This window comes from Microbulbifer mixtoriginis (SeqCode) (assembly GCF_052466865.1).
Window position 1 is genome coordinate 4,637,347 of the sequence record NZ_CP174293.1, and the last position, 25,705, is coordinate 4,663,051.

Annotated in this window: 23 protein-coding genes; 13 read left to right on the plus strand and 10 right to left on the minus strand. The window is 46.7% G+C overall.

Annotated features, from left to right (window positions below; genetic code table 11):
- Nucleotides 1-8: 8 nt before the first annotated feature.
- Together ACJJJA_RS20705 and ACJJJA_RS20710 are read right to left on the minus strand one after the other, a co-directional pair.
- Nucleotides 9-869, minus strand: coding sequence for a TauD/TfdA dioxygenase family protein (locus tag ACJJJA_RS20705; protein WP_444903264.1), 861 nt, complete (start codon nt 867-869; stop codon nt 9-11).
- Nucleotides 866-2,287, minus strand: coding sequence for an aromatic amino acid ammonia-lyase (locus ACJJJA_RS20710; protein WP_444887316.1), 1,422 nt, complete (start codon nt 2,285-2,287; stop codon nt 866-868). The genes ACJJJA_RS20705 and ACJJJA_RS20710 overlap by 4 nt, the downstream gene beginning before the upstream one ends.
- A gap of 179 nt (nt 2,288-2,466) precedes the next feature.
- On the opposite strand from ACJJJA_RS20710, the gene ACJJJA_RS20715 reads away from it, so the two are divergent.
- Entirely contained in the window at nt 2,467-3,327 is an 861-nt protein-coding gene (locus tag ACJJJA_RS20715; RefSeq protein ID WP_444887317.1) for a LysR family transcriptional regulator, read from the plus strand.
- Nucleotides 3,328-3,380: 53 nt separating this feature from the next.
- Here the strand turns inward: ACJJJA_RS20715 and ACJJJA_RS20720 are convergent, their stop codons facing one another.
- Both ACJJJA_RS20720 and ACJJJA_RS20725 read right to left on the minus strand, forming a co-directional pair.
- Nucleotides 3,381-3,698 carry a cupin domain-containing protein gene (locus ACJJJA_RS20720; protein WP_444887318.1) on the minus strand — a complete coding sequence of 106 codons (318 nt, stop codon included), beginning with the start codon at nt 3,696-3,698 and terminating at the stop codon, nt 3,381-3,383.
- Nucleotides 3,699-3,700: 2 nt separating this feature from the next.
- Nucleotides 3,701-4,582 (minus strand): LysR family transcriptional regulator, encoded by an 882-nt coding sequence (locus ACJJJA_RS20725; protein ID WP_252083465.1) that lies wholly within the window; start codon nt 4,580-4,582, stop codon nt 3,701-3,703.
- Nucleotides 4,583-4,696: 114 nt separating this feature from the next.
- On the opposite strand from ACJJJA_RS20725, the gene ACJJJA_RS20730 reads away from it, so the two are divergent.
- The 3 genes from ACJJJA_RS20730 (at nt 4,697) to ACJJJA_RS20740 (ending at nt 6,285) form a co-directional block, all read left to right on the plus strand.
- Nucleotides 4,697-5,371: a type 1 glutamine amidotransferase domain-containing protein gene (locus tag ACJJJA_RS20730; protein WP_444903265.1), complete on the plus strand. Its 675-nt coding sequence runs from the start codon at nt 4,697-4,699 to the stop codon at nt 5,369-5,371.
- A gap of 174 nt (nt 5,372-5,545) precedes the next feature.
- Complete coding sequence (locus ACJJJA_RS20735; protein WP_444903266.1) at nt 5,546-5,968, plus strand: DMT family transporter; 423 nt, start codon at nt 5,546-5,548, stop codon at nt 5,966-5,968.
- Nucleotides 5,969-5,988: 20 nt separating this feature from the next.
- The gene (locus ACJJJA_RS20740) at nt 5,989-6,285 is read left to right on the plus strand and encodes a putative quinol monooxygenase (RefSeq protein WP_444887319.1); all 297 of its coding nucleotides are present in this window, start codon (nt 5,989-5,991) and stop codon (nt 6,283-6,285) included.
- 206 nt (nt 6,286-6,491) lie between these two features.
- On the opposite strand, the gene ACJJJA_RS20745 is transcribed toward ACJJJA_RS20740, so the two are convergent.
- Nucleotides 6,492-7,943 (minus strand): aryl-sulfate sulfotransferase, encoded by a 1,452-nt coding sequence (locus ACJJJA_RS20745; protein ID WP_444887320.1) that lies wholly within the window; start codon nt 7,941-7,943, stop codon nt 6,492-6,494.
- Nucleotides 7,944-8,239: 296 nt separating this feature from the next.
- Between ACJJJA_RS20745 and ACJJJA_RS20750 the strand changes: the two genes are divergently transcribed.
- On the plus strand, nt 8,240-8,905 hold the full coding sequence (locus ACJJJA_RS20750; protein ID WP_444903267.1) for an outer membrane beta-barrel protein: 666 nt from the start codon (nt 8,240-8,242) through the stop codon (nt 8,903-8,905).
- A gap of 64 nt (nt 8,906-8,969) precedes the next feature.
- On the opposite strand, the gene ACJJJA_RS20755 is transcribed toward ACJJJA_RS20750, so the two are convergent.
- Complete coding sequence (locus ACJJJA_RS20755) at nt 8,970-9,872, minus strand: hypothetical protein (protein WP_444903268.1); 903 nt, start codon at nt 9,870-9,872, stop codon at nt 8,970-8,972.
- Between the two features lie 135 nt (nt 9,873-10,007).
- A complete protein-coding gene (locus tag ACJJJA_RS20760; protein WP_444887328.1) occupies nt 10,008-10,343 on the minus strand; it encodes a gamma-glutamylcyclotransferase family protein in 336 nt (111 codons plus the stop codon).
- 628 nt (nt 10,344-10,971) lie between these two features.
- Here ACJJJA_RS20760 and ACJJJA_RS20765 point away from each other — a divergent pair.
- Nucleotides 10,972-11,211, plus strand: a complete 240-nt coding sequence (locus ACJJJA_RS20765) for a hypothetical protein (RefSeq protein ID WP_444903269.1) — start codon at nt 10,972-10,974, stop codon at nt 11,209-11,211.
- Nucleotides 11,208-11,615, plus strand: a complete 408-nt coding sequence (locus ACJJJA_RS20770; protein WP_252083479.1) for a L,D-transpeptidase family protein — start codon at nt 11,208-11,210, stop codon at nt 11,613-11,615. The genes ACJJJA_RS20765 and ACJJJA_RS20770 overlap by 4 nt, the downstream gene beginning before the upstream one ends.
- Before the next feature lie 84 nt (nt 11,616-11,699).
- On the opposite strand, the gene ACJJJA_RS20775 is transcribed toward ACJJJA_RS20770, so the two are convergent.
- Both ACJJJA_RS20775 and ACJJJA_RS20780 read right to left on the minus strand, forming a co-directional pair.
- A complete protein-coding gene (locus ACJJJA_RS20775) occupies nt 11,700-13,106 on the minus strand; it encodes an alanine/glycine:cation symporter family protein (RefSeq protein ID WP_444903270.1) in 1,407 nt (468 codons plus the stop codon).
- 177 nt (nt 13,107-13,283) lie between these two features.
- Nucleotides 13,284-14,789: an MFS transporter gene (locus tag ACJJJA_RS20780; RefSeq protein WP_444903271.1), complete on the minus strand. Its 1,506-nt coding sequence runs from the start codon at nt 14,787-14,789 to the stop codon at nt 13,284-13,286.
- 185 nt (nt 14,790-14,974) lie between these two features.
- Here ACJJJA_RS20780 and ACJJJA_RS20785 point away from each other — a divergent pair, with 185 nt between their 5' ends.
- Together ACJJJA_RS20785 and ACJJJA_RS20790 are read left to right on the plus strand one after the other, a co-directional pair.
- On the plus strand, nt 14,975-17,416 hold the full coding sequence (locus tag ACJJJA_RS20785; RefSeq protein WP_444903272.1) for a glycoside hydrolase family 31 protein: 2,442 nt from the start codon (nt 14,975-14,977) through the stop codon (nt 17,414-17,416).
- Nucleotides 17,417-17,467: 51 nt separating this feature from the next.
- Nucleotides 17,468-19,369, plus strand: a complete 1,902-nt coding sequence (locus tag ACJJJA_RS20790) for an alpha-amylase family protein (protein ID WP_444903273.1) — start codon at nt 17,468-17,470, stop codon at nt 19,367-19,369.
- 73 nt (nt 19,370-19,442) lie between these two features.
- On the opposite strand, the gene ACJJJA_RS20795 is transcribed toward ACJJJA_RS20790, so the two are convergent.
- On the minus strand, nt 19,443-21,989 hold the full coding sequence (locus ACJJJA_RS20795; protein WP_444903274.1) for an alpha amylase C-terminal domain-containing protein: 2,547 nt from the start codon (nt 21,987-21,989) through the stop codon (nt 19,443-19,445).
- Nucleotides 21,990-23,572: 1,583 nt separating this feature from the next.
- Between ACJJJA_RS20795 and ACJJJA_RS20800 the strand changes: the two genes are divergently transcribed.
- The 4 genes from ACJJJA_RS20800 to ACJJJA_RS20815 all read left to right on the plus strand — a co-directional run bounded on the left by ACJJJA_RS20800 (nt 23,573) and on the right by ACJJJA_RS20815 (nt 25,629).
- On the plus strand, nt 23,573-23,872 hold the full coding sequence (locus ACJJJA_RS20800; protein WP_252083485.1) for a hypothetical protein: 300 nt from the start codon (nt 23,573-23,575) through the stop codon (nt 23,870-23,872).
- 75 nt (nt 23,873-23,947) lie between these two features.
- Nucleotides 23,948-24,334 (plus strand): Rid family hydrolase, encoded by a 387-nt coding sequence (locus tag ACJJJA_RS20805; protein WP_444887334.1) that lies wholly within the window; start codon nt 23,948-23,950, stop codon nt 24,332-24,334.
- Nucleotides 24,335-24,429: 95 nt separating this feature from the next.
- Complete coding sequence (locus ACJJJA_RS20810) at nt 24,430-24,738, plus strand: hypothetical protein (protein ID WP_252083487.1); 309 nt, start codon at nt 24,430-24,432, stop codon at nt 24,736-24,738.
- A gap of 441 nt (nt 24,739-25,179) precedes the next feature.
- Nucleotides 25,180-25,629, plus strand: a complete 450-nt coding sequence (locus ACJJJA_RS20815) for a GNAT family N-acetyltransferase (RefSeq protein WP_444903275.1) — start codon at nt 25,180-25,182, stop codon at nt 25,627-25,629.
- Nucleotides 25,630-25,705: the final 76 nt, after the last annotated feature.

The following is a 25,705-nucleotide window of genomic DNA, read 5'->3' on the forward strand; positions in this document are numbered from 1 at the left end:
CCAATTAATCACTTATAGTACTTAATCGGTTTTTCAGCAGAAAAATGTACACGATGTAATTCTCGTCGTTGATTGTAATCATTGACGGCATAGTGTAAGACTTGGTGATTATTCCAAATAACCAAGGTCCCAGGACGCCATTGCACTCGACAATTGAATTCTGGTTTTTCTATATGCTGAAATAAATAATTCAAAAGCCCCATACTCTCATCGCATGTCATTCCCTCAAATTGCGAGGTGGTAGTTCGGTTTAAGTAGAGAAAAGGCTTACCGGTTACAGAATTTTTACAGACTGCTGGATGTATAGCAGATTCTAGTGGCATCAATTTTAGTGCTCGTTCTATACTTGAATCATCTCCATCTTTACCTTCTACTGATTTCTTCAGCGGCTGTTTTTTAAGCATCAACTCTGTCGTATGTATCACATTGAGTGAACCGACTAACTGTTGCATTACAGTTGACAGATTCTCATAAGCAAGCGTTGAACTTGTAAATAGGGTATCACCACCCCTAGGAGGAATATCAATACCGTACAATGCGATACCTTTTACCGGGTTGGAGTAATAGCCCTGATCGTGATGCCATATTCCTCCTGTATTTTTCTTTTCACCAGGCTCTTTAATAATTTTAGCAACTTGTGGATAACCCTCTGAGTGACCTTGAAAGAAGAAATAGTTCTGCTGAAGCTCCCCAAACAAGCTGCAGAACCTAACAAATGCCTGAGTATCCAGGTCCATATCTCGGATAACTAAAAGTTCATGTTCATGCCATAAATTTTTTAATGTTTGCTTAGTGTCCAGATCTAATTCAGAAATTTCTTTAGCGGAAATCTCAATACCAAAATTTCCTGTTAAATAGTTAAAATTCATAGAATGCTCTCTAATTGAGATGTTGTATATTGGGGCCAATTCACTAATTTTAATGCTTCTGGCAAATCGCCACTTGAACGCATTATTGCTGCCCTAGCTGAGCAAAAAGTCGCTGCTCGAATAATTTCCCTTAAACTATCCAGTTGGTCGCTGACATTATTGAGAGCTGTCATTCCGCAGGGAACCAAGTCCTGATTATTTCCTTCACACGAGAAACTCATCTGACGCACAGGTGTCGATCTGGCTTTTATTTCCTGGAACAGAGCCGACGATAACTGATGAATCCCTTTACAGTGGTTAAACGATTCAGCATTTAAATTATCCGGCAGTCCTCCATTCAAGCGATGATCCATCAAAATCAATATTTGTCGATCAAGCATTTCGGCTAAGCGATGGATAATTTCCTGCATAAATTCGGCAGAAGCTGCCAATCCAATCGCATAAAACAATCCACCATGCCATGGGCCTGACTCAAGAATTAGAGGGTTATCTGCAACAGCAGTGGCTTCGGAACGAATTTTTGCCTCTGAATAATCCAATAGATCAAGGCAGTGGCCTAATATCTGGGGAGCACAGCGAACAGAATATCGGGCTTGTAATAAGCTTTTTTCACCCTCAATAACTCTTGAGGAGCGCAGGTAATCACGTCGTAACTGGGTAAGTAATTGGCCAGCACGTGCATAACTGCCGTGCACCTCTCCGTAGCTCAACCCTTCGGAGAAGTGTTCATCTCCCGCCCCTATGGCCATGGAGGTTAATGCCACGGATTTGAAACAATCTCTTAATAGCTTTCTTAGCTGATAATCATGTTCAATAGCCCAGGAAGCCATCATAGCATTGGTATTTACAAGCCCAATGACATCACGGGGGCCTCTTGGCCCTTGTTCAAATAGTGGTGAAATAGCATGGGCCATGGAAATCAAATCACCACTGGCTCCAAGGCTCCCTTTTCGAGGTACCCTCGGAAGCGTTTCACTGTTGGCCAGCTTAAGAAGCGCTTGATAAGTGGAAGGATGGATACCAGATAAGCCGTGCGCTGTTTTTAGAGCCTGTAACTTTAATGCACGCCTGACTACCGATTTCGGTAATGGCGCACCAACACCAACTCTTAAGTACTCCAGAAGATTGACTTGTGTCTCTTTCCACTGATTTGGATCTAAGCGATTGCGTTCATTCTCTCCATAACTTGTGTGCAAACCGTAGATAGGGTTTCCATCATCTCCAAGCTGTTCCTGCAGTAATGCATAGGAGTGTTTAACTCTAGAAAGGTCTATGTCACTCGCAGTAATTGGATTATGTAAGTATCCCCACTCATACCAAGCATGTAGAGGAAAAGTTAAAACTGAATTGAAATTAGTTTCATAAGTTACCGCACTACCATTCGCTACCGCCGGATAGCTTAGAGATGATGTAGACACCCTGACTCCAGAAATAATTTGAATACTAGGAAGGCGAAGAAATTAGCATGGGAGTTGAAACTTGAAAAATAGATGTCGTCGCTGGTTGCCATAGGCAATATCTATGGCAACAAAATAAATGTCGATGTAGACTCAACTTAAACACACTGGCTTTTTAAGTGGCTAAATAAGTTATACCTATGTTTCCACACGCTGATGAACTCAATTATTTTATTGAAGTTGCTAAAACAAAAAATATCTCAAGAGCTGCAGAGAGATTAGGGATTCGGCAGCCGAGTTTAAGCGCGGCTATCAAGAGGCTGGAAAGACAGCTTGGTACAGAAGTTATCATACGAGAAAAAACTGGTGTGCAATTGTCTCGTGCAGGGTTAAGACTATTAAAAAGTGCTCAACAGTTACTTGATGATTGGGATGAGGTAAAGTACTCAGCGCTGCGCGAAAACAAAGAAGCCGTTGGTCACTTCACTATCGGGTGTCACAGCTCCATCTCTCTACATATGCTGCCTGAAAGGCTAGCCGGATTCATTGCTCAAAATCCAGGTATCGAATTAAGCTTCCAACACGCGCTTTCTCGGGAAATTGTCGAATCAGTGATCAGCTGGAAAATTGATATCGGCATCGTGGTAAATCCCGTATCCCATCCTGATTTGATAATAAAGCACCTCTGTCATGATATGGTGAGTTTTTGGCATAACCCTGAAAAAATACAATCTAGGGACGTATTAATTTATGACCCAGCGCTGATGCAAACAGACTGGCTGCTAAAAAACATGGAAAAAAATAACAAATATAAACAATATATTACTTCCTCTAGCCACGAACTGATCACAAATATGACACTTGAGGGAGTCGGGGTCGGTATTATTCCTGGTCGAGTTGCTCAAACAATTGGAAGAAATCAGCTTCAATGGGTTAGTAAAGACCAACCAGGCTTCAAAGATGAAATCTGCTTGGTGTATCGAAGGGAAATAACCCATAGCTTAGGTGCAGAGAAGTTAATTAAAGAATTTAAACTTACAAATTACAAAAAATTTGGTTAACAGAAGATATATTTAAACTACAAATTCAATTATTTTTGAACTTCATTTTAAGTTTATTCGCGATAAAATATTGCCAACCATACCGTCGCCTCATCAGAGGATGTCTCAATCACCCGGTGCTTTCTTCCAGCCTTTATCAATAAGCAATCACCAGACTTCAGCTGGCATATCTCCCCGCAGTCAAACTCCACCACACCATAACCACTCAGTACAAGCACCCATTCGTGTTCACTCTGATCATACCAACCTTCCTCCGGTGAAGACTGGCCGTATGAAACAATTCTTTCAATTCGTATAGCATCACTTTTTACAATGTCCTGGAAGTGCTCAACCTCAGTATTTTTCGGGAGGTTTTCTAGAATATTTATCATATTTACTCCTGCCAGCTAGAAAAGTGATCCATTAGATAATCAATGGCCATTCTCGCTCGTATTGGTAAAAAGCGGCGATTCTGATACACAATCCAGCTACTGGCTCCGCGCCCCCAAAAAGGCTCCAGTACGGGCTCTAATAGCTGTGACTCTATAGAGCGGTTAAAACTGCTTTTTGGCATATAGGCAATACCTAGGCCTTTTTCACATGCGTTAACCACTGTATGGGCATTATTACTTCTCCAGCGTCCATTAACGCGAATAGACTCCTCGGTGCCTTCTATATCAAATATCCAGTTCTCATTATTCGCAACAATACAACTGTGCGACTTTAAATCCTGTGGGTGGATTGGCCTGCCGAATTGATCAAGATATTCCGTACTGGCAACTGCCATCATCTGGCGGCCAGCCAGCTTGCGGGCCACCAGCCCAGAGTCCTCAAGGCGGCCATAACGGATCGCAAAGTCGATACCATCCTCTACAAAATTGGCCATTCGGCTGTTGAAATCGATATCGATCTTTAAGTCAGGGTGTTGTAAGGCGAAATTCATCAGTGCTGGAGCTACATACTGTTCAGCAAATAAACCAGCGCAGCTCACGCGCAACGTGCCACTCAGCTCATACTGCTGCAGGCTTAGCTGTTCATTGGCCTGCTGCAAACCCACAACCAGCTCTTTACAGCGCTGGTAATAAACAGCCCCAGCCTGAGTCAGACTGACCAAGCGCGTTGTTCTAGCCAAAAGAGCGCTCCCCAGGCGCTCCTCCAAGCGAGCCACCTGCCGGCTCACATGGCTGGTACTGCACCCCAACTGTTTGGCGGCCGCAGAGAAACCCTGGCATTCAGCTACAGCAACAAATTCGACTACACCGTCAAATGTATCCACACTTCACCATTATTGCTATTTAGCAAAAGTATTTCACAGAAATCTCATATTATCATCTTATCAGGGACAACCTAGAATCCTCCCCACTGAATGCTTAACACAGAGGACAGATTCATGAAGAAAGTACTTATTCCCGTAACCAACCATGCAACCCTCGGGGAAACCGACCAAGCTAATGGCACCTACTCCCCTGAGCTGACTCACGTCGTGCATGTACTTAAAGAAAATGGCATTGATTACGATATTGCCTCTATTAAAGGTGGCAAAGCACCACTCTACGGTACAGATATTGAAGGAGATGAGGTCAACAGCCAGGTATTGGCCGATGAAGACTTCCAGAACCGTGTCAACAACACTATTCCAGTAAACCAGCTGAATTCTGCTAGTTATGATGCGGTGTTCTACCCAGGTGGGTTTGGTCTACTTTCCGACTTAGCAAGCAATGAGGACTTTGCCAAGTTATCTGCAGAGCATTATGAAAATGGCGGCGTACTTGCTGCCGTGTGTCACGGACCAGCTGGCCTGCTGCCTATCACTTTGAGCAATGGTGAAAGCTTACTGGCAGCTAAGTCTGTGACTGCATTTACCCGGGAAGAAGAAATCGATTTTGGTACCATTGAAGATATCCCCTTTCTGCTTGAAGAGGCTATCAGCAGAAAATCTGCTCGATTTAACAAAGTGCAACCCTGGCAGGAATTTGTCATCGAGGATGGCCGTGTGATTACCGGTCAAAATCCAGCCAGTGCACATGCTGTTGGTAAAGCGATCGTTAAGCAGTTAATAAACTAGCCGTTAATAACGCATCAATAATGCTGGCGCAAACTGATGTTCCTGCGCCAGCTTTCCAAAACCTTTCAGCTTTCATTGTGGGCCAACACAACTCATCTACATGAGCAGTTATAGCCTTAAAACCCCTTCAGTGAGGTTCCAGCAGTGCCTAGCTCAATTCTTTATCCGTCGCTAATGTTAATTGCCGGAATCGGCATCCCGGTGATGGCCACGTTAAATAGCGGTCTAGGTGTGAAGCTTGGCAGCTCTGCTCTCGCTACGACGATTTTGTTTTTTGTCGGACTGACCATCTCTATTATTTACTTATTTAAAACTGAAGGTTTCCAAGTAGCCGGTTTTCACAAAGATATCTCCTGGCACCTTTATCTCGGCGGGATATTAGTTGCTTTTTACGTACTCAGCGTCACCTGGGTTTCACCAAAATACGGTGTTGGCAATACTATATCCTTTGTGTTACTCGGCCAGCTCTTTGCTATGGCCACCATCGACCATTTTGGCCTCTTTGGCGCACAACAAACCAGCCTGGACCCCAAACGAATCATTGGATTTATTCTAATGATTACAGGCATCTTACTAGTGGTAAAACGCAATTCATAAATATATCTGGAGATCAGACAATGCCCAATCTATATGTAATGGCAAAAGTGAAGTCTAAACTTGGAGAAACACAGAAAGCTAAGAACATTCTGACAAGACTGGCAGCGAACTCTGAAAAGGAGAGCGGATGTTTGAGTTATCAGATTTTATATTCGAGTGAGGAAACAGATACCTTTATGACGTTAGAGGTATGGGATTCAAAAGAAAGTGAAAGAAAACACTGGGATGAGCCCCATTTAAAAGAATCATTAAAAGAGTTAGAACCAATTTTAGCTAAAGAACCAAGAATCGAAAAATATCAGCATACTTCCGATTAAAAACATACGATTTTCTCCAGCAGAATAAATAATCATAGGCCCACAACAAAATTAGTGTGGGCCAAGGAGAATATTCAGAAAGTAACATGAGATACTTGAATCATAAAAGGGCAGTACATTTATAATGTTTCATCAGCAGTGAAAAAAAATCTATTCCCACTGAATTAAAAAACTATAAGGACCACTCCCCCCAAACGCTTGTGTCATTACTCAGGAAAATCAAAAACAGGATTGGTGGTCAACATTTCCGACCAACTAACACGCTCTGCTCGGTAAATCGTGCTATCGTACACTTTTAATTCCCACGCAGTTTCCGCTGGGCTAGTCGATGTTACCTCTATCAAGTAAGCATTGCGATCACTCCCCGTACTGATATCCGATGGGCCACCGGCACATAGTAATATATTTCCACCGGCAAGCTCATCAACATCACCCAATGATTGAGTATACTTGGGCGCTATGTATTCCCAGGTTTGCTCAGCACTCATTGTCGATGTATTGAGCAGAAACTTTACTGCACGGCTATTGTAGATATTGCCACTCAACTCAGCTTCATTTCTGTTATCGTAAATCAGAATTTCATGATTACTTGTCAACATTGGCGCATGCTGCGAAGCCATCCAGGAACCAGTATGTAGTGTAAAGAATTTATCCTTCAAATCGCTCTCAATATCTGAATCCCTCCCCATTATCCAATTTACCGCACCAGACTGATGATCAATACTGACCACCCAGCTCTGAGAGCGGCTAGAAAGTAAAATGGAATTATCCTGAGGAACATAATGCAGTGCATTAGAGTGGCTCCAGTCAAGGGCTCCGTTATCCAAAACCCTACTGGCCAAAGCACCGGGGAAACGGCTGGTATCCAAGTGATCAAATGCTGACCATCGCCAAACTGTGTTCCCTTCAGTATCGATTTCCAAAATGGCATCTCCTTGTAAAAAATGCTCACCAAACTGGCCCGTTTCATTGGTTAACACCAACAGATTGCCATTCTCCAGCAAATGGACATCGTGGTGATAACTCGGCAATTCGAAAGAGGACAACACCTCTCCGGAGAAGGAGATTACTCGGGCCTCCCCACTGAGTAATAAAAGTAAACGCCCATCCTGTAGGTTTCTCGCTACTGGGGCACCAGTTAATGGGACATCACCGTGCAGATACCAAACAACCTCTCCCTCTTCATCAAATCCCCAGAAAGTACTATCCCTCTCCGCTGATGGCGCGAAGATAGTGATGCCCCCCTCGGACTTAACCGTTTTCTTCAAAAGCTCAACAGCGGGGGCCCCCTCAGGCACCGACCCGGTTTTAAACTCTACGATTTCACTGTGAACAACCTCACCACTATCTAAAAGTGCAACCGCAGTAAATCGATAGGTAGTATCAGCGCGCAGGCCGACGACAGTTACTTCGTGGTCTGTGCCTGGCTCACTATAAGCTGTACGTCTTCGGCTGGTATCTGCAGATTTAAACCTTATTGCCACTCTCGCCGCTTCCGCAGTAATCACGCTGGCATTCACCATCAGATGGTTCTCTGGGTGAGCGCTGAGTACTAATTGAACAGCATCATCTTCCTGCGCAAAAACCTTAGGGACAATACCTGTTAAAAACAGTAAGAATACTGATTGAAAAACAGCCAACCTAATATATTTACTCATAGAGGGTCTCACAGTTTGTTATGAATACAACTGTTTAACGCAACCATTGCCTCCTGGTTTACAGAGAAATTGACTTTTCAAGAGACTGTAATCGATAGTAATGGATAATTATTGACTAAGCGCACCTAATGCTGCACTATGCGCCAAAATTGATAACTGGTACGCATTTACCAAACTTCAAAAAATGCATTACAGAATTTGATACTTCACCTCTCTGCCAATTCATCACCACAAAATACTCACCGCTGCCGACTTATCCAGGTAGGTGATCTTTTATATTGATGTAAGGATATCCTTTGAAAAGATTTATTCTCAGCTCCGTTATCGCTCTTTCCGCATCCAATACTATGGCAATGGAAAACAGCTTCTACCTTAAGTCATCTTATGGAAAGGTAGATACAGATGTTTCTTCACAAGAAGCTCAGGAGCTGTTCGGAACAAAACTCTCAGATCCTAACGGCTGGTCTTTAACACTGGGATACCGCTTCAATAATTTTCTTGCCATCGAAGGCGGCTATGCAGACTTAGGCGAGGCTGAAGCTAAGAAAAGTGATAATGATGTAATTCCTGACATGAACGGAACTTACTATTACGACTATAGCTATAAGGCCGTACTTAACGCCCAAACTAAAATGCTGGGCATGTTCCTCTCCACCGATGTCAGTAAAAATTTTTATGCTGGCATTCGTGCTGGATATCAAACATGGGATGCAGAATTAAAAAGAAAGGGAAATTTCAATGCAAAATATGAATGGAATGATGACTTCTCTCAAGTCTTTGATGATATTTCTTATAATGAAAGTTTAGCTAATAGTGAGTCTACTGATGGTAGCGACCTCTATTATGGTGTTTCCGCTGGTTGGAACTACAACAACTGGAGCCTAAGCCTGGAACACACTATTTTCGAAATGGATGAGCAAAAACCCAGCCTCTCCTCCCTGGGACTGACTTACAATTTCTAAAGACCGCTCTTACTTTTTCAGCAGCCATATTGGCTGCTGAATTTCTCTCTTAAAAATTCTAAAGCTACTTTATTCCAGAAAACAATACCTCAAACCAACGCAAGTCCTCCGGCCCCAATTGAGCCTTTTTGGCCAGTTTCTTATCTCGATACACACCCTTATATACATGATAAACTGCTCGCTCGGTCAACTCGCGCCAGTGTTGGCTATTTAGCTCAGGGATTGAGCCATCGGCTAAATTGGGATCGGTCAATGGGTCGTGCTGGGCTTCAGTGGTTCTCAGCGCTAATTCCAATTCTTGTAGAATCGGATTGATCACCTTGAGGGTATTCGATTCGGAAAATTGCTTGGCGACATCTTCCTCAGCTTGACGGAGTATTTTTTTACCTTGTAATTCCGATAGCTTTTCCCCGGCTGGGCGCAAGCCGAATTTATTGACCAGGCCACTCATACCGGGCAGCACCGCCTTGGCTGCCAGCCCGGCACCGATCAAGGGATTAAACACTGCGGCAACACCCCCAACTAACAGTATACCAACGGTCAATTTTCTATCGAGTTTGTCGATATCATCCGCCAGTCTTTCGAGAGAACTCTTTCCAGAATTTCCCCTTTCCAAGGATAACTCTACGGCGCTCTCCACCATAAATTTACGTAAACTCCCCTCATAATGGGAGTTGGGAAAGTGAAATATTCGGCGTTTGGGTAGATCATTTACCTCTGGGGCATCATCAGGCAAACAACGCATTGTGTGCAGAGTAAAGCCAGTTTGTGAGAGCTTATAGGGAATCACAAAGTAGTGCTTTTCATCGTATCTCTGCACAAAATTCTCACTGCGCTCCGCAGAAGAAAATATTGGCAGTCCGGCAACTACTTCTTGAAAAACTTTTAAACTGCCGGTGATTTCAGCTGGCACTTTACGGGAAAGGTCAACCAGGCCCTTCTTGCCTTTATCGAAATATTGTTTCATATCTATTGATTCACAGAGAAATCGAGAAAAACCTGGTCTGATCTGCAGTATCCGCATCCCCTCGGCCATCCCCCCCTGTGAAACACCTCCCTATGCCCTCTAATAAAAGCTTAACTACCTTAGTAAATGACGTCTTTAGTTTGCCTCAGCATAAATCCAGGCTTCTATACCAGATTTCAATTTGGCGGCAACCCGCTGATAGGCATCCACTTCATAGGCATCAGACTGAGCAAGCTCTTCGGCAGAGATTTCAAAAACTGTACCCTCAACCGTATCAAAAGAACGCCCTGTGTACTTCAGTATGGGGTGAAACTCCTTGCCGCTAGTTTGCACAACTTGTGGATCTATAATTCTTATTTCAGAAAGCTGGTAACCAATTAAAGTATCCTCAGATCCTTGTAACTTACGGCCAAAAGTCTCCAGTTGTACATTCTCTTGCTGAAGAGTGCCGTAGGAAAATAAACGCTCCATAAATTAACCCCTGATCCCGCTAGTGAATAGTTCACTAATGTGGCAAATCCGCTGGTACTTTATCGGCTAAAGACCCCGCTAAAGAAGTCTCTTTAAGATAATTCCTCAGATTGGAGCTCTAACGCCTATCAATCCCTTCGCAAACCATTCTTGCAAATGTCTGTGAGATTAATAACCAGCAATTCACTTATTCCTTTTTGATGTGACTGGCCCAAGACACGGACCTTACCATCCCTTGGACCTGCATTGGTGAAAACTTGTGCTAACCCATCCCGCAGCTGAGGCCGAGTATACGGGGAGCTGCTTTGGGGAAATCTCTGACCTGCGCCGTGCTCCTGATTGGGTGCTAGGGATATCGCACCCTGGCAGGCAATGGTTAGGCTCTAAATCCATGGTTGTTTACACGGCCCACTGGCAATAGAGAGGTGTGTAATGCATAACCGACCTTCGCTGCAAAACCATCAAACTATACCTAAACGACAGAAATCATCCCTACAAAAAGTACAAGGAGCTCTACGTAAAAACGCTTCGTTCGCCGCTGCGCTAATGGTTGTTGGATCGGCAATATTGGCCCCCCTGGCCTATGCTGCGGATTATTCCAATCCCTATTCCCGCCAGGGCTCAAGGTATGTCGCTCATCAGGGGCATGGAGGGCATTATGACCGGCACTCCAGATATAGCAGAGATTACAGGTACCGGAGAGAGTATAGGGGACACTCCCGATACAATAGGAATCAAAGGAGCTACTCTCGATACAGCAGGAACCAAAGGGCATATTCTCGATATGGCAGATACCAACAAGCTCAACCACAAAATAGCCGGCATATGTGGTTTAAAGGCCATGTACAAGGTACACCGCGTATTGTGATCGACTTAAGTGACCAGATGGCCTACTTCTATAAGGGAGGACGTCTCGCCGGCATGTCCCCGGTCTCTACCGGTAAACCAGGCCATCGAACTCCTACTGGTAACTTTCGTATTTCACAGAAGAAATACAGCCACCGCTCCAACCTGTACGGTCACTATATAAGCTCTCGTGGCCAAGTACTGCGCAGTAATGTGGATGTACGCCGCCATCGCAAGCCTGCCGGGTCTCGCTTCCGCGGAGCCTCAATGGATTACATGATGCGGATTAATGGCCCAGTCACCATGCATGCCGGTTATGTACCCGGTTACCCGGCCTCCCATGGCTGTATCCGCATCCCCTGGCATATGGCGAAGATTTTCTACCGCCACGCCAGAGTCGGCACAAAGGTATCTGTTGTGCCTTAGGTAAAATCTAGACACTTGTGAAAAGGCACCATAAAAAAGGCGGACTATTAAGTCCGCCTTTTTCTTTGCCTGGAAAAACATCTGCTATTGAGAGGCCTCTGCCCCCTCCCGCTTTGCGACTTCCATACGGGTGAAATACGCATGCGCTGCACGGTTTACATGCCGTGCCAGCAGTAATGTGGAAACCATAGTGGGCACAGCCATTACGGCGTACATGCCAATAATAATGCTGTTGACCGCGCTCAGAGAAGCCACCGCACCCAATACAATCAGTATCATATAGAGCCCGGTATAAAGGCCCTGCCAGCGGCCGCCAAAAAGAAAAACATAGCACTTCATACCGTAATACCAGCAGGTGACGATGGTGCTAAAAGCCAGTGGTAGGACCATTAGCAGTAGCAAAATTGGACCAAACTGCCCAAATACCTGAGAAAATGCCTGTGCAGTCAGGGTAACGCCGGCAATATCCCCTTCCTGCTGCCAAGCGCCAGTCAGTAGTATCACCAGGGCAGTGCAAGTGCAGATAACCAGTGTGTCTACAATGGGGCCCAGCATGGCAACCACGCCTTCTCGAACGGGCTCACGGGTTTTCGCTGCACCATGGGCTAAAGACTCTGTGCCTATACCCGCCTCATTAGAAAATGCGCCCCGGCTCACCCCTACTGTGATTACCGAACCCAGAGTACCTCCAGCAATAGCTTGACCGCTGAAAGCATCGGAGAAAATTAGCGCAAATGCTGCCGGTACCTGCTCCCAGAAGCTGGCAATTACCACAAGGGTCATGCCCAAATAAAGCAGCACCATGCCCGGCACTACTCTTGCGGAGAATTTACCGATACGCTGGATACGCCCGGCAATAACGTAGGCCGATGCAACAGCAATTAATAAGCCAATAACAAAATCAAAAGTGAGTGAACCTCCGGGTGCTACCCAACCCAAGGGCTCAGCAAAAGACTCGCGCAGTAGCTGCGTGGTTTGATTGGACTGAAACACCGGCAACATACCGCAGAGTCCCGCCACGGCAAACAGTACTGCCAGCGGCATCCAACGCTGGCCCAACCCCTCGCGAATAACATACATGGGGCCACCTTGCAGTTCCCCGGAGGCATCGCGACCGCGAAACATCACCGCCAGCGTCGCTGTATAGAACTTGGTAGCCACCCCCACCAGGGCGGTTACCCACATCCAGAAAATCGCCCCAGGCCCACCAATCGTAATTGCGATGGCAACCCCGGAAATATTGCCAAGTCCCAGGGTTCCCGAAAGCGCTGTGGATAGCGCTTGGCTGTGATTCACCTGGCCAGGGTCATTGGGGTCATCATATCGGCCACTTAAAAGCCCAATACTGTGCCCAAGATGGCGGTAGGGACGGCCACGAGAATAGATTAATAGCGCGAGGCCGCCACCAACGAGTAGCACTAATAAAGGGGGACCCCAGACAAAACTGGCAAAGGCCTCTAATGCCTGATCAATAGCAGGGAATATCGACATAATTTAATTCATTTCCGGTGAGATCCGCCCAGTCTAGGTACGCTCACACCAGACTGTCAAAATACAGCCATAAAACTCTGCAGCCCCATAAATGCGAAAAATTTAGAAAAACCTGGAATCCCGGCAATAAAAAAGCCCCAAATAGGGGCTTTTCTAACGATCTTTTACAACTTTTTATCAAGCTGTAGTAGTTGCCTTTAATGCGGGCTCGGGTTCTGAACTCTCCCTCACCAGCGCCACCGATATAGCGCCAAGCAACATACACACCCCCGCCAAAACAATGATGTAAATTGCCTGGTTTTCGAAAACTGTTTTCAATATCAAGCCAGCTACCAGGGCGGAAACAATCTGCGGGGCTGCGATAGTGAAATTAAAAATCCCCATATAAACACCAGTCTTATCCGCCGGCAGCGAGTCGGAGAGGATCGCATAGGGCATCGCCAGAATAGCGGCCCAGGCAATGCCCACACCCACCATCGGTAGCAATAATCCCAGGGCTCCACTGGGTACGGAAACTTCTGTAATCAACAGATTCACCTGTGTGGGCTCCCCCCCCTGGAAGAACAGGAAGCTGATGTATCCCAAACCGCCCAATGCCAGCGATAGAGAATAAGTGAGCTTACGCCCCAGCACCTGAGACAAACGGGCCAGGACAATAGAGAAGGTCGCTGCAAACAGGGAGTAAGCAGCAAAAATAATTCCTACCCAGTCACCGGCAGCACCCTTGGCGGCAGCGATATGCGCGGGAATTTCTTTGACGCTTTCCAGATAGGCGGGATCAAACCACTTGGCTTCCACTCCCCAAACGTGCTGAGTGATCGCGGGCGTTGTGTAAACCCACATAATAAACAGGGCAAACCAGGAGAAGAATTGCACCAGGGCCAGCTGGCGCATGGTGCGCGGCATTTTAATTAGCAGCTGGAAAAAACCGATCAAGCGCTTTGCCAGTGGGGCTTTTTGCTGTCTCTCCCGCTCCAGTTGCGCGGAGTCGAGACCTTTATAGGCATTGTACTGCTCCGGCGGATACTCCTTGGTGCGCAGCACAGTCCACAACACACTACCCAGCAGCACTGTGGCGCCGATATAGAAAGCCCATATAACGGAGGGCGCCACCTCTCCCGCACGGGCAGTATTTTCCAGACCAATCACATTGGTCAGAATAAATGGCAACATGGAGCCGAAGATGGCGCCAATGTTAATCAGCAAAGACTGTATCGAGTAACCCAGGGTGCGCTGCTCTGATGGCACCATATCGGATACCAGGGCGCGGAAAGGCTGCATGGTCACGTTAAAGGCCGCGTCCATCAGGGCCAACATAACGCCGCCAAAGATAATGGGGGCCACTATCGCCACCACAATCCCGGCATTGGGCATAAACGCCATCCCCAGGGCTGCGGCGATGGCACCAAAAAGGATAAAGGGGTTGCGGCGACCGAAGCGACTCCAGGTTCGGTCCGAGGCCGAGCCCACGATAGGTTGCACAATAAGTCCCATGAGCGGCGCTACTATCCAGAACAGGGAAAGAGAGTGCAGGTCCGCTCCCAGATCTGAAAGAATCCGGCTGGCATTGGCATTTTGCAGGGAAAAGCCAAACTGCACACCGAGAAAGCCGAGACTGACATTCCATACCTGCCAGAAGGGCAGACGGGGCTGTTGAATAGGATTGGGCTCTGATTGGCTCATAGGGTCACCGCATCTCTCGTTATGCTTATTTTGCCATTCTGACACGCCCACCACAGACCTCCATCCTCCCCCCAGCGGGGAGGATGCGGGCCAGATTCTGCGCTTTAGGATAAACTCAGGCCCAGCGTACGCGTCGGGCCAACACGAAACTGTGAATCCTAATCAAGCAACTGAAGTCCCGCGCGATGACCCTAAAACTCCCACTCCTGCGCCTGGCGTGCCTCGCAGCTACACTCTGCCTGAGCTCTCAATCCCTGGCCGCTGAACAGCGCAACTACCACGATCACACCATGAGCGAAGACTCACTAACTGTACAGACGAGTGAGGGCGAGGTCACCCTCACCCCGGTTGGTCCGTCAGCGCTATCGGTGCACTATCGCCGCGAAGGCCTGAAGCAGTTGCCCTCATTTGCGTTGACCACCGATTCTGCCGACCGATCCGAGGCGACGCTGGAGCAACAAGGGGACAAGCTCGTTTACCGTACTGGCTCGCTTACTGCGGTCATCCACAAATCTCCCTTCCGAATCGAGTACTTGCGCGGTAGCGAACAAATCCTGAGTGAAGAGCGTGGCTTCTTTGCCACCGAGACGATGCGCGGATTCCGCTTCGCATTATCGCCAGAGGAAAAACTGCTGGGCGGTGGAGAGCGGGTTATGGGGATGGACCGTCGCGGTCAACGCCTACCCCTGTATAACCGTGCCCATTACGGGTACACCACCGAATCCAACCAGATGTATTTTTCCCTGCCAGCAGTACTGTCCAGCAACAAATACATTCTGCTGTTCGACAACTCTGCCACCGGCACCCTGGATCTGGGCGCAAACGAAGAAGATATCCTGCAATTTGAAGCCGTAGCCGGGCGAACCGCTTACATCGTGGTAGCCGGTGAGACTTATCCACAGTTGCTGGAAAATTATGTATCCACCACCGGCAAACAGCCCCTGCCACCCCGTTGGGCCCTGGGTAACTTCGCCTCCCGCTTTGGCTATCACAGCGAAGCTGAAGTCCGCGCAACCGTGGATAAGTTTGCCGAAGAAGATTTCCCCCTGGACGCCCTGGTGTTGGATCTCTACTGGTTTGGCCCAGATATAAAAGGTCATATGGGCAATCTTGCCTGGGACAAGGAAGCCTTTCCCGAACCAGAAAAGATGATGGCCGACCTTAAAAAACGCGGCATCAATACCATCCTGGTGACAGAGCCTTTTGTCCTCTCCACCTCCGAACGCTGGCAGGAAGCCGTGGCGAATAATGCCCTGGCCAAAAACCTGGCCGGAGAACCCAAGCGTTTTGATTTCTACTTCGGCAATACCGGGCTGATCGATGTCTTCTCTGAAGATGGCCGAGACTGGTTCTGGAATATTTACGACGGGTTATTGGAACAGGGCGTAGCCGGCTGGTGGGGCGACCTGGGTGAGCCGGAAGTTCACCCCTCCGATACCGTTCACGCAATCGGTATGGCCGATGAAATCCACAATGCCTTCGGCCACGCCTGGGCGCAATTACTGCACGAACGCCAAACGGCAAAATATCCAGAGCGCCGCCCCTTTATTATGATGCGCGCCGGTTTTGCCGGCTCCCAGCGCTACGGCATGATCCCCTGGACCGGCGACGTCGCTCGGGAATGGGGTGGCTTACAGCCCCAGGTGGAATTGGCTCTGAGTATGGGCTTGCTGGGCTTTGGCTACACCCATTCAGACCTGGGAGGCTTTGCCGGCGGCGAGAAATTTGACCGCGAACTCTACATCCGCTGGTTACAGTACGGCGTATTCCAACCGGTTTATCGCCCGCACGCCCAGGAGCATATTGCCTCTGAACCGGTTTTCCACGATCGCCGCACCCGCGATATCCTGCGCGAGTATGTAAAACTGCGCTATCGCCTGCTGCCCTACAACTACACCCTCGCCTTCGAAAACAGCCAGACCGGCATGCCACTGATGCGCCCGCTGTTTTTCGAAAACGAAAGTGACCTATCTCTCCTGGACTACAAGGATGCCTACCTTTGGGGGCAGGACTTCCTCATTGCCCCAGTCGTGGAAGAAGATGTGGATGAGGTCGCGGTAAAACTGCCCGGCGGCACCTGGTTCGATTACTGGACTGATGAACAATATTCTGGCGATCAGGCCCAGGTAGAAGTGGACCTGAAAACTATTCCTGTGCTGGTGCGGGCCGGCGCCATTATTCCCACCATTGACGATGTCCACAGCAGTCGTGATTACTCCAGTAAAAACCTGACCCTGGACTACTACGCGCACCCATCAGCAGCAAAGTCCGAGCGCTATGTTTATGAAGATGATGGCGCTACCGCGCAGGCTTTTGAAAAAGGCAAATACGAGAAGCTGCATTTCTCAGCTGAAAACAAACAGCAGGGTTTAACCTTCGCCTTCAATCGAGAAGGAGACGGTTATACCGGTATGCCGGAATCCCGCAAGGTCAATTTAAAAATCCACAACTGGCAACAAGTGCCTGCGCAGCTCGATGTTACCGGCGAATCCCTGCCTATTTTCGACAGTGAAAAAGACTTTGCTCAGGCACCCCGTGGGGCCTGGTACAACAAGCGCAAGCAGCAACTGCTGGTTAAATTTGAATGGCACAAAGAACCGCTGAATTTAATGCTCAAAAATCAATAATTCAGCAAACCGCTGTTCACTGACAAAAAAATTTAAAGTCATCAGGAAACAATGAAGAAGTTACATTCCCTGTTTATTGCCAAACTCCTTTCGGCTTCCCTACTATGTGCTGCTCTATTCGGCACTGCCGGCTGCAGCCAGGAGAGCAGCCCGGAACAAATACAGCCCGCTGAAAAAGTTGCGGAGAAAAAAGCCGTTATCTACCAAGTGCTGCCGCGCTTATTTGGGAACACTAACAGTACCAACAAACCCTGGGGCACACTCGAAGATAATGGTGTAGGTAAGTTCTCCGACTTTACCCCAAAAGCACTGAATGAAATCCACGCGCTGGGCGCCACCCATATCTGGTACACCGGCGCCCTGCACCACGCGCTCGTTGGCGACTATACGGAATACGGTATTAGTAACGATGATCCAGATGTGGTCAAAGGCCGCGCCGGCTCTCCCTATGCCATCAAGGATTACTACAGCGTAAACCCAGACCTGGCCAATCACCCCGCAGAGCGATTACAGGAATTCCGCGCACTGGTGGAGCGCAGCCACGCGGCCGGCCTGAAAGTGATTATCGATATAGTGCCTAACCATGTAGCCCGCGCCTATCATTCTCTCGATAAACCCCAAGGCGTGCAGGATTTTGGAGCTGGCGACAACACCCAGGTCACCTACGCCCGCAATAACAATTTCTACTATGTGGTGGGCAAAGACTTCCGCGTGCCCGTTGCAGAGGACAGCTACAAGCCACTCAATGGCGAAGCTAATTATCTTGTCGATGGGCAATTTATAGAGAGTCCAGCCAAATGGACCGGTAATGGCGCGCGCAGTGCACAACCTGCCATGCACGACTGGTATGAAACCGTCAAAATTAATTTTGGCGTTCGCCCCGATGACAGCAAGAATTTTTCTGAGCTACCCCAGGAATATGCCAAGCGCGACTACCGGGCCCACGCCCAGTTTTGGGCAGACAAGAAAGTCCCGGACACCTGGGAAAAATTCCGCGATATCGCCCACTACTGGCTGGACTTTGGCGTCGATGGATTCCGCTATGATATGGCCGGTATGGTGCCGGTAGAATTCTGGAGCTACCTGAATTCCTCCATCAAAATGCGCAACCCCAACACACTGTTACTTGCCGAAATCTATACTCCGGAGCGCTACCGGGACTATCTGCACCTGGGCAAAATGGATTACCTCTACGATAAAGTCGGCACCTACGACGCTATTCGCGCGGTCATGGAAAACAAGGGCAGTACAGATAAAATCGCAGAGGTGCAGGCAGGCCTGGTAGATATTTCCTCTCATATGTTGCGCTTTATGGAAAACCACGACGAGCAGCGTATTGCCAGCCCACAATTTTCTGGCAACCCAGAGGCAGGCAAACCTGCAATGCTGGTATCCGCCGCACTCTCTCCAGCCCCTACCCTGGTTTACTTTGGCCAGGAGTTGGGAGAACCCGCCAACAAAGATGCCGGCTTTGGTAAAGCCAGCCGCACCACCATTTTCGACTACTGGTCAGTACCCAGTGTGCGCCGCTGGAATAATGAGGGCGCTTTTGACACTGCACTGCTGACAAAAGAAGAAAAAGAGCTGCGCAGCTTCTACCAGCGCCTGCTCAATTTCTCCAAGCAGAGCCCGGCCTTACTTGGCGATTATCTGGACTTGCACAGCTACAACCGCAAACAGGATAGCGGCTATGGGGAAAAACAATTTTCTTTTGCGCGCTGGAATAAAACGGAAAAACTCTTGATCGTTGCAAATTTTGATCGAGAGGCCAGCAAATTCGAACTGCTGATCCCCAATGAGCTACTTAAACAGTGGAAACTGAAAGACGGCAGCTATGCATTAGAAGGGCAGATCAGCAATGCGAAGCAACAGCTGGTTATCCAAAATGGCCAGGGGCGAATAACACTTAATCTTCCCCCCTTTGAAGGCCATATCTTCAAGCTTGACAGTTGACTAGCAAATACAAACTTTTATTACAGAAAACCCGGCTCAAAGCCGGGTTTTCTGTATCAATACTAGATAATATTCACTGGGCTACCAGACTATAAATCAAGGTCTGATCATTCATCTGCACCTTATAGTTCCCTGTAACAGAGGTGTAAATATCAGAACCACCCTGCTCCAAAGTTCCATCAGAGTCACTATCACCATAGTTTTCACTCCAATCGCCACTCACATCAAACTTAAAACGCTGCTGGGATTGACCATCGAAGTTAACTGAAATTTCCCAAAGGTTGTCCGCCACTAACTGCATAGCCTCAGCTCCCCAGTTATTTGGCGTTCCACGGAAGTGTAGAGAGGCAAAATTAGAGGTATGACTGCCGCAATCCACACAAGTCAGGGTATAACTAAGTGTTTTATCATTCACTTCAACAAGATAAGTACCAGCCACATTGGTATAAATATCATCGCCACCCTGTTCCAGAGAACCATCGGCATTGTTGTCCCCGTAATTTTCATCCCAGTTAGTGCTTACATCAAATTTAAAACGCTGGTTGCTACTGCCATCAAATGCCACTGTAGTACGCCAGATATTATCCGCTATCAGAGTCATGGCCTGGGTGCCCCAGCTATTGGGCGTTCCCCGAAAATGCAGTGCCGCGAAGTTCTGTGCATAACCTCCGCTGGGATCAGTCACAGTAATGGCCGCAGTGGCACTGTCAGTCAGGCCATCGTTATCCGTTACCGTTACGGTTTCTACATAGGTTCCAGCGTTGGCAAAACTCAGGGAAGTACTAGCGTTGCTGCCACCACTACTCCAGCTATAAGACACCACACTGCCATCGGTATCGTTAGAAGCGCTGGCATCCAACGTGATACTTTCATTGACCGCAACGGTTACTGCTGAGGGAGTGACAACCGCAACCGGTGCCTGCTGTGAGGAAACTTCAGTTAGGCTATAGCTCAGGCTCTGGTCGTTGACTTCGATTCGGTAATTACCGCTCACAGAAGTATAAATATCTGCACCGGTCTTATCCAAAGTACCATCGGCACCATCATCGCCGTAGTTCTCTGTCCAATCACCATAAATATCCAGCTTAAAGCGCTGGTCCGCCTGACCATCAAAGTTCACAACTAATTGCCAGGTATTTTCACTCACTTGTTCGAATGCTGTACTACCCCAGTTGTTGGCGGTACCGCGAAAGTAAAGGCTGGGAAAACCAGGTTCAGCACAATCGTCACAAGGCGTCGCCAATTGCCCACCATGAATTGCCGCGGCAGAGTTAGCAGTGACATTAAAGGTGGCATAGCCGCTACCATCTACAGTAATCACATCGCCACTGCACTCGTTATCGCCCGCCAACACATTGCAATAATCCCCTGCAGGCATGCCGGTGTATAGCGTCTGGTTCAGAGAGCCCCCCTCATTATTGATCACCACAAACCCTTTATCGCCACGGCCAAAGGCAATCTGGTTGTTGTCATTGTCCCACCAATTATTCATGGCAGTGCCATTGGTATAGTTACGAAAACCTACCATGTTGGCGATATTGCCCCAGCGATGCTGGCAGACCCAGGCACCATTTTGACAGTTATTCGGGCCACTGCTGGGAGGGCCAATGTCGGTATCGGTAAAGTTATACCCGGACATTACCTTGGGGTAGCCATAGGGATGAGCCAGCATAAAGACATTGGCCAGATTATATTTGGCTCCATCGTGATAAGTCAGATTCCCACCGCCACCATGGCCCCGCTCGCGATCGTGGTTATCAATAAAATGAACGGCATCACTGGAGGAGAGCAGTCCCCAGCTTTCACCAATAGTGGCAAGATTTTTAATCTGACCGTTAAAGTTGCTGGCTACATCGGTGCCATATTTAAATTCAGTAACCCGGCCTAGAAAGGTATAATTGTAAGGCTGGATTTCTGAGGCCTCACCGGCAGCACCAATAACCTCGGAAAAGACCCAGGGGTTGCCAGCCTGATTCACAATTGCCTGTAAATCACCGGGGGACATGTGCTTGACGGCATCAATACGGAAGCCATCAACTCCCATGCCTTTTAATTTACTCAGGTAACCAGCAAGTTTTCCCTGCACATAACTGGAGCCAGTATCCAAATCTGGCAAACCACTCAACCGACAGCTCCACACATGATTGGCATCATTGTAGTTATTAATGGTGCAATCGGAGTGATAGTCGTTATCAGAAAACTCCGGATGGTCCAGCAAGGTCCACTGAGTGCCTCCCCAACCGGTGCCACCGCCATTCCAGGCCGCCGTATGGTTAATTACCGCATCGGCGTAGACTTTTACACCTGCTGCATGACAACGATTGATCATGCTTTGCAGTTCCTGCTCAGTACCGCTGCGACTGGTTAAGTTGGTATAAGTCACTGGCTGATAGCGCGCCCACCAGGTGGACAGGCTGATATGCTCGTTGGGTGGAGATATTTGCACCGCATCAAAACCCTTAGGCCCGAGAAAGTTCTCACACTCACTGGCAATATCATTCCAGCTCCACTCGAATAAATGCACAAAAGCGGTACCGGCATTAACGTGGGCACTTGATAGTGTACCAAGTACAAGGCCTGTACTGGCCAGTAGCCTTTTTAGGGGAAATGAACTGTTCATTATTGCTTTCTCTTAGTCATCTTTTCGCTGTTATTTTTTATAAGCCAGGTATCTGCGCCCTCAATCACACAAACAGCGGATCAATGGGACTAGATTTCCTGAATTTGAATACCAAAGTCACCGATTGAGAAATAGCAAGCTCTGAAGCTGAGAAAGGTTCTTCCAACAAAGGTAAAAGAAGCCAAGGGCACAACAGTCAATATGAGGTTCAAATTGCCAGGCATCACGGCTAGGCTCAGCAGCCGGATACATCCAAGCGAAAAGCTGGTATCCCTGTGAGCAAATGACTGCCAGAGAATGACAGGCAAGGAAATAGATCAACCTAGTTATTGTTGTTATACCTAACTCAAAGAGTGCTTCTAACCTAGCGACTCTGACACAAGTGCCCACCCTCTCTGGGGTGTGACCTATTGCAGAGTAAAGAAATGGTACTAACGCACACATCCCCCTTCAGGGGGGGCGTAGTAGTTTTATCTGCAGGGATTTGAACTTAGTGACATGAGAAGCAGTGCGGTGCTCAAAAAAACAACAGAATTAATTTTTGGTGGCAGCTATTAAGTTAATGATGAATCAGTGAGGATGGAGGGCTTAAAACCCAGCATTTAAATCAAGTGACTTAAGCTGGTAGAAATCAACTTATGATAGCCAAAGTAATTATAGCCCTAGTTACACAAGGTTTGTTGTAGTCTCAAGCAGTATAGGGCTCTAACCTACCGCTTGTAGTCAGCCCCCAAAATCTTCAATTCTCTCTTTTTCAAGACCACCCTTCCTGCTTAATAATAACCATTGCTGTAGCACCTGAATAACTCAGATCCTTTTCACATAAGCGATCAATTTGACCAAGATTTTTAGCTCTTTGTGGCTGTTATTTCTGGATCAAGCCAGATACAAGAAAAAATAATTGAGATCAAAATCTTAAGCCAACAAGTAATTATTGGGGTAGCGGTCACTATAACTACCACTTCAAGTGTGACATTAGTGCCAATTTAATGTAAGTCACTGATTTAGCTCACTTTCCAGAAAACTGATGTAAAATTGCCCCCGGAATAATAATCAGGATAATGTGGTCGTGATTATCACTATATAAATCTTAAATTTCATTATGGTTATATTCGCTGTTACAAGAAAAGGCTACTTAGAATTAGAGCCGATAATTAAATCAGCCCTATATCCAGTATGGGTAGGGGGTGATGTGCTGAATGAACAGGAGCTAGATTCGCTACGTTCAAGTAATATTGATCTAACCAACTTCAGTTACACGATTGCCCCTTGCGATGATAGAGCTCTAGATGAGGCATTAATCACGATTGCAGAGCATCATCCGAATGAGCGGGTTTGGCTAGAGTGTTTGCCTAAAATTTAAAAAGCGGTTGAAGTTTCTGCATAATACGAGGCTGGCATGGCTTACGCTATGCTCCAGCCGCCCCTAACCCGAACGCCATAAATCATGAACAGGCTCAGCACACAAAACACCTAGAAATCTAACAAGTAATAGTGTAATCATGATCACTAGTTATCTAACAATCATAAGAAGTAGGTCGCTCATAAAATCACACCTCTGCTTTAAGGGGATATGATGCACGATGAGTAAATTTAAGTCGACTACCATCGCGATTTATGGCGGTGCTTTAGCATTAGTAATTGGACTCATTGCCTTTGCGTTAAATTGGAATGTCTGGGGCGGCGGTATGCCTGGGTACAAGATATTTCTATTTCCAGGAAACTTGACTCTTGTATATGTTTGGCACCCACTGCTAACTGAGGAAATAGATTTTTGGCCGAAACTCTTTCTCCATTCGCTAGGTCAATTTACAGTAGCATCTGTTATTGTTTGGTTAAATACTGTTACGATAAGAAAACTACTCGCTATTCGTTCCTTGTAATGTGCAGAAGTAACTTCGATCTTACAGGCCTGTACTCACTACGTTACAGTGGGTGTTTTACTCAAGTAGGGAAACATGAGAAAACTAATCTCCTCAGGTTCTCACCTGGAAAAGCCGATAGGCTTTTCAAGAGCGTGCCGAATTGGAAACCTAATTTCTGTTTCTGGTACGGCACCTATCAAGGATAGCCAGACAGCTTACATTGGTGATGTGTATGCTCAAACGAAGTACTGTCTGGAGCTTTCGATGAAGGCCATACTAGAAGCAGGTGGAAAACCGACGGGTATCATCAGAACCCGTATCATGCTTACCGATATATCCCGCTGGGAAGAAGCAGCAAAAGCACATGGAGAGCTATTTTCTACAATAAAGCCTGCTTGCACATTTGTTGAGGTAAGTCGCTTTATAGATCTGGCGTGGCTTGTGGAAACAGAAATGGATTGTGTATTGGGCCAGATATAAAAATTCGCTGAAGTACGCTCCACCCGTCAATGAACAAGTTTACGACGCGTTAATATTACCCGAACCGTCACCTTACCCCTGTATTAAGATTTTATATGAACTGGAAAGCACTAATAGAATTCGGAGCCCCTAGGCAATCTCATCAGCCGCCAATTATCAACTTGCTGATAGCTTCAGGTATATTTTTAGGGCTAATTCCTTGGCTTGTGCTGGATGGAAAATTCCTCCTAACAAAGGGAAATTTCCGTCCAGAAGAAATTCTTTTAACAGTCAAAGATCAACCTGTCTTTTTTTGGATTCTAGCCTTCTTCGCCTTCATTTGCGGTGTTGTGTGCTTGCTGTCTAGCGTCGGAGATTACCAACTGAATGTTAGAGCACAAAAACTTAATAATCGCAGGCAGTAAATTGGAGTTCTTACTGGCTCCTTGAGGACTGCTCAGGCAGCACCAGCGGTGAAAATTATAATGAGGAATGGAACTCTTGTATTAATTTGTTTGGCTCCACTTATAATAGTAGCCTCATATGTATTTTATGAGACAAATGACTGTATCTCTGAATCAAAGGCTGAAACCATCTATAATCTTGCACTGTAAAAGAAAGCCAAGGAAATTATCGCGAAGCCTATTAGCTATTCAAACAAATTGACATACATGCTTGTGATAACTACGAGTTGAGAAGTAAAGCTTTCGATAAAGCCAAGTGCCTAAGAATGTATTTAGACCATAGAACGGCAGCTAGTGATTCAAGTAAATCTCGAGTGTAGAAAAGAGGCACTCACTGCTCTGTGCTCCATTTCTATAAATTAATATTATCCTCCCCATTGTTTATAAAAAGGATTTATATCATTGAATGTTAACTTACGAGAAATAACAAGAGATAACTGGGTCGATATGATTGACCTTGACATCAAAAAAGAGCAGGAAAACTATGTAGCTCTTCCATCAGAAGCTATTGCCGCATCCAAGTTTTATGATCATTATATCAATCGAGGCGTTTATCTTGGAGACAAGCCCATTGGCTTTATCCAATATTACCCAAATCATGAGGATGGTAAACCAAACGAAATTTTTATAGATCAATTATTGATTGACATCAGCTTTCAAGGTCAAGGCTACGGTTCAGAAGCAGTGAAACTCGTATTAGCAGAAATAAAAAAACTTGAAGGCTTTGATTCTATATCCATTTGTTATGTTGAGGGACATGATATCATGAAACCTTTTTTCGAGCGTTTTGGATTTAAAGTCGTAGATCAGGATGAGTTCGATGAAACGATTATGGAGCTCCATTACACTTAAGGGCACTTCTTCGATATATATTTCAGATTGCGGCAGGGTTCATATTTAGCAGGTTAAACTGCTTAATGATTTTATA

Bases quoted from the DNA above. Each gene is read 5' to 3' on its own strand.
- ACJJJA_RS20795 (WP_444903274.1), bottom strand. From the start codon at position 21,989: ATGAACAGTTCATTTCCCCTAAAAAGGCTACTGGCCAGTACAGGCCTT.
- ACJJJA_RS20760 (WP_444887328.1), bottom strand. From the start codon at position 10,343: ATGGAGCGTTTATTTTCCTACGGCACTCTTCAGCAAGAGAATGTACAA.
- ACJJJA_RS20785 (WP_444903272.1), top strand. From the start codon at position 14,975: ATGACCCTAAAACTCCCACTCCTGCGCCTGGCGTGCCTCGCAGCTACA.
- ACJJJA_RS20780 (WP_444903271.1), bottom strand. From the start codon at position 14,789: ATGAGCCAATCAGAGCCCAATCCTATTCAACAGCCCCGTCTGCCCTTC.
- ACJJJA_RS20730 (WP_444903265.1), top strand. From the start codon at position 4,697: ATGAAGAAAGTACTTATTCCCGTAACCAACCATGCAACCCTCGGGGAA.
- ACJJJA_RS20740 (WP_444887319.1), top strand. From the start codon at position 5,989: ATGCCCAATCTATATGTAATGGCAAAAGTGAAGTCTAAACTTGGAGAA.
- ACJJJA_RS20715 (WP_444887317.1), top strand. From the start codon at position 2,467: ATGTTTCCACACGCTGATGAACTCAATTATTTTATTGAAGTTGCTAAA.
- ACJJJA_RS20810 (WP_252083487.1), top strand. From the start codon at position 24,430: ATGAACTGGAAAGCACTAATAGAATTCGGAGCCCCTAGGCAATCTCAT.
- ACJJJA_RS20755 (WP_444903268.1), bottom strand. From the start codon at position 9,872: ATGAAACAATATTTCGATAAAGGCAAGAAGGGCCTGGTTGACCTTTCC.
- ACJJJA_RS20805 (WP_444887334.1), top strand. From the start codon at position 23,948: ATGAGAAAACTAATCTCCTCAGGTTCTCACCTGGAAAAGCCGATAGGC.
- ACJJJA_RS20765 (WP_444903269.1), top strand. From the start codon at position 10,972: ATGTCGCTCATCAGGGGCATGGAGGGCATTATGACCGGCACTCCAGAT.
- ACJJJA_RS20720 (WP_444887318.1), bottom strand. From the start codon at position 3,698: ATGATAAATATTCTAGAAAACCTCCCGAAAAATACTGAGGTTGAGCAC.
- ACJJJA_RS20705 (WP_444903264.1), bottom strand. From the start codon at position 869: ATGAATTTTAACTATTTAACAGGAAATTTTGGTATTGAGATTTCCGCT.
- ACJJJA_RS20775 (WP_444903270.1), bottom strand. From the start codon at position 13,106: ATGTCGATATTCCCTGCTATTGATCAGGCATTAGAGGCCTTTGCCAGT.
- ACJJJA_RS20735 (WP_444903266.1), top strand. From the start codon at position 5,546: ATGTTAATTGCCGGAATCGGCATCCCGGTGATGGCCACGTTAAATAGC.
- ACJJJA_RS20745 (WP_444887320.1), bottom strand. From the start codon at position 7,943: ATGAGTAAATATATTAGGTTGGCTGTTTTTCAATCAGTATTCTTACTG.
- ACJJJA_RS20800 (WP_252083485.1), top strand. From the start codon at position 23,573: ATGAGTAAATTTAAGTCGACTACCATCGCGATTTATGGCGGTGCTTTA.
- ACJJJA_RS20790 (WP_444903273.1), top strand. From the start codon at position 17,468: ATGAAGAAGTTACATTCCCTGTTTATTGCCAAACTCCTTTCGGCTTCC.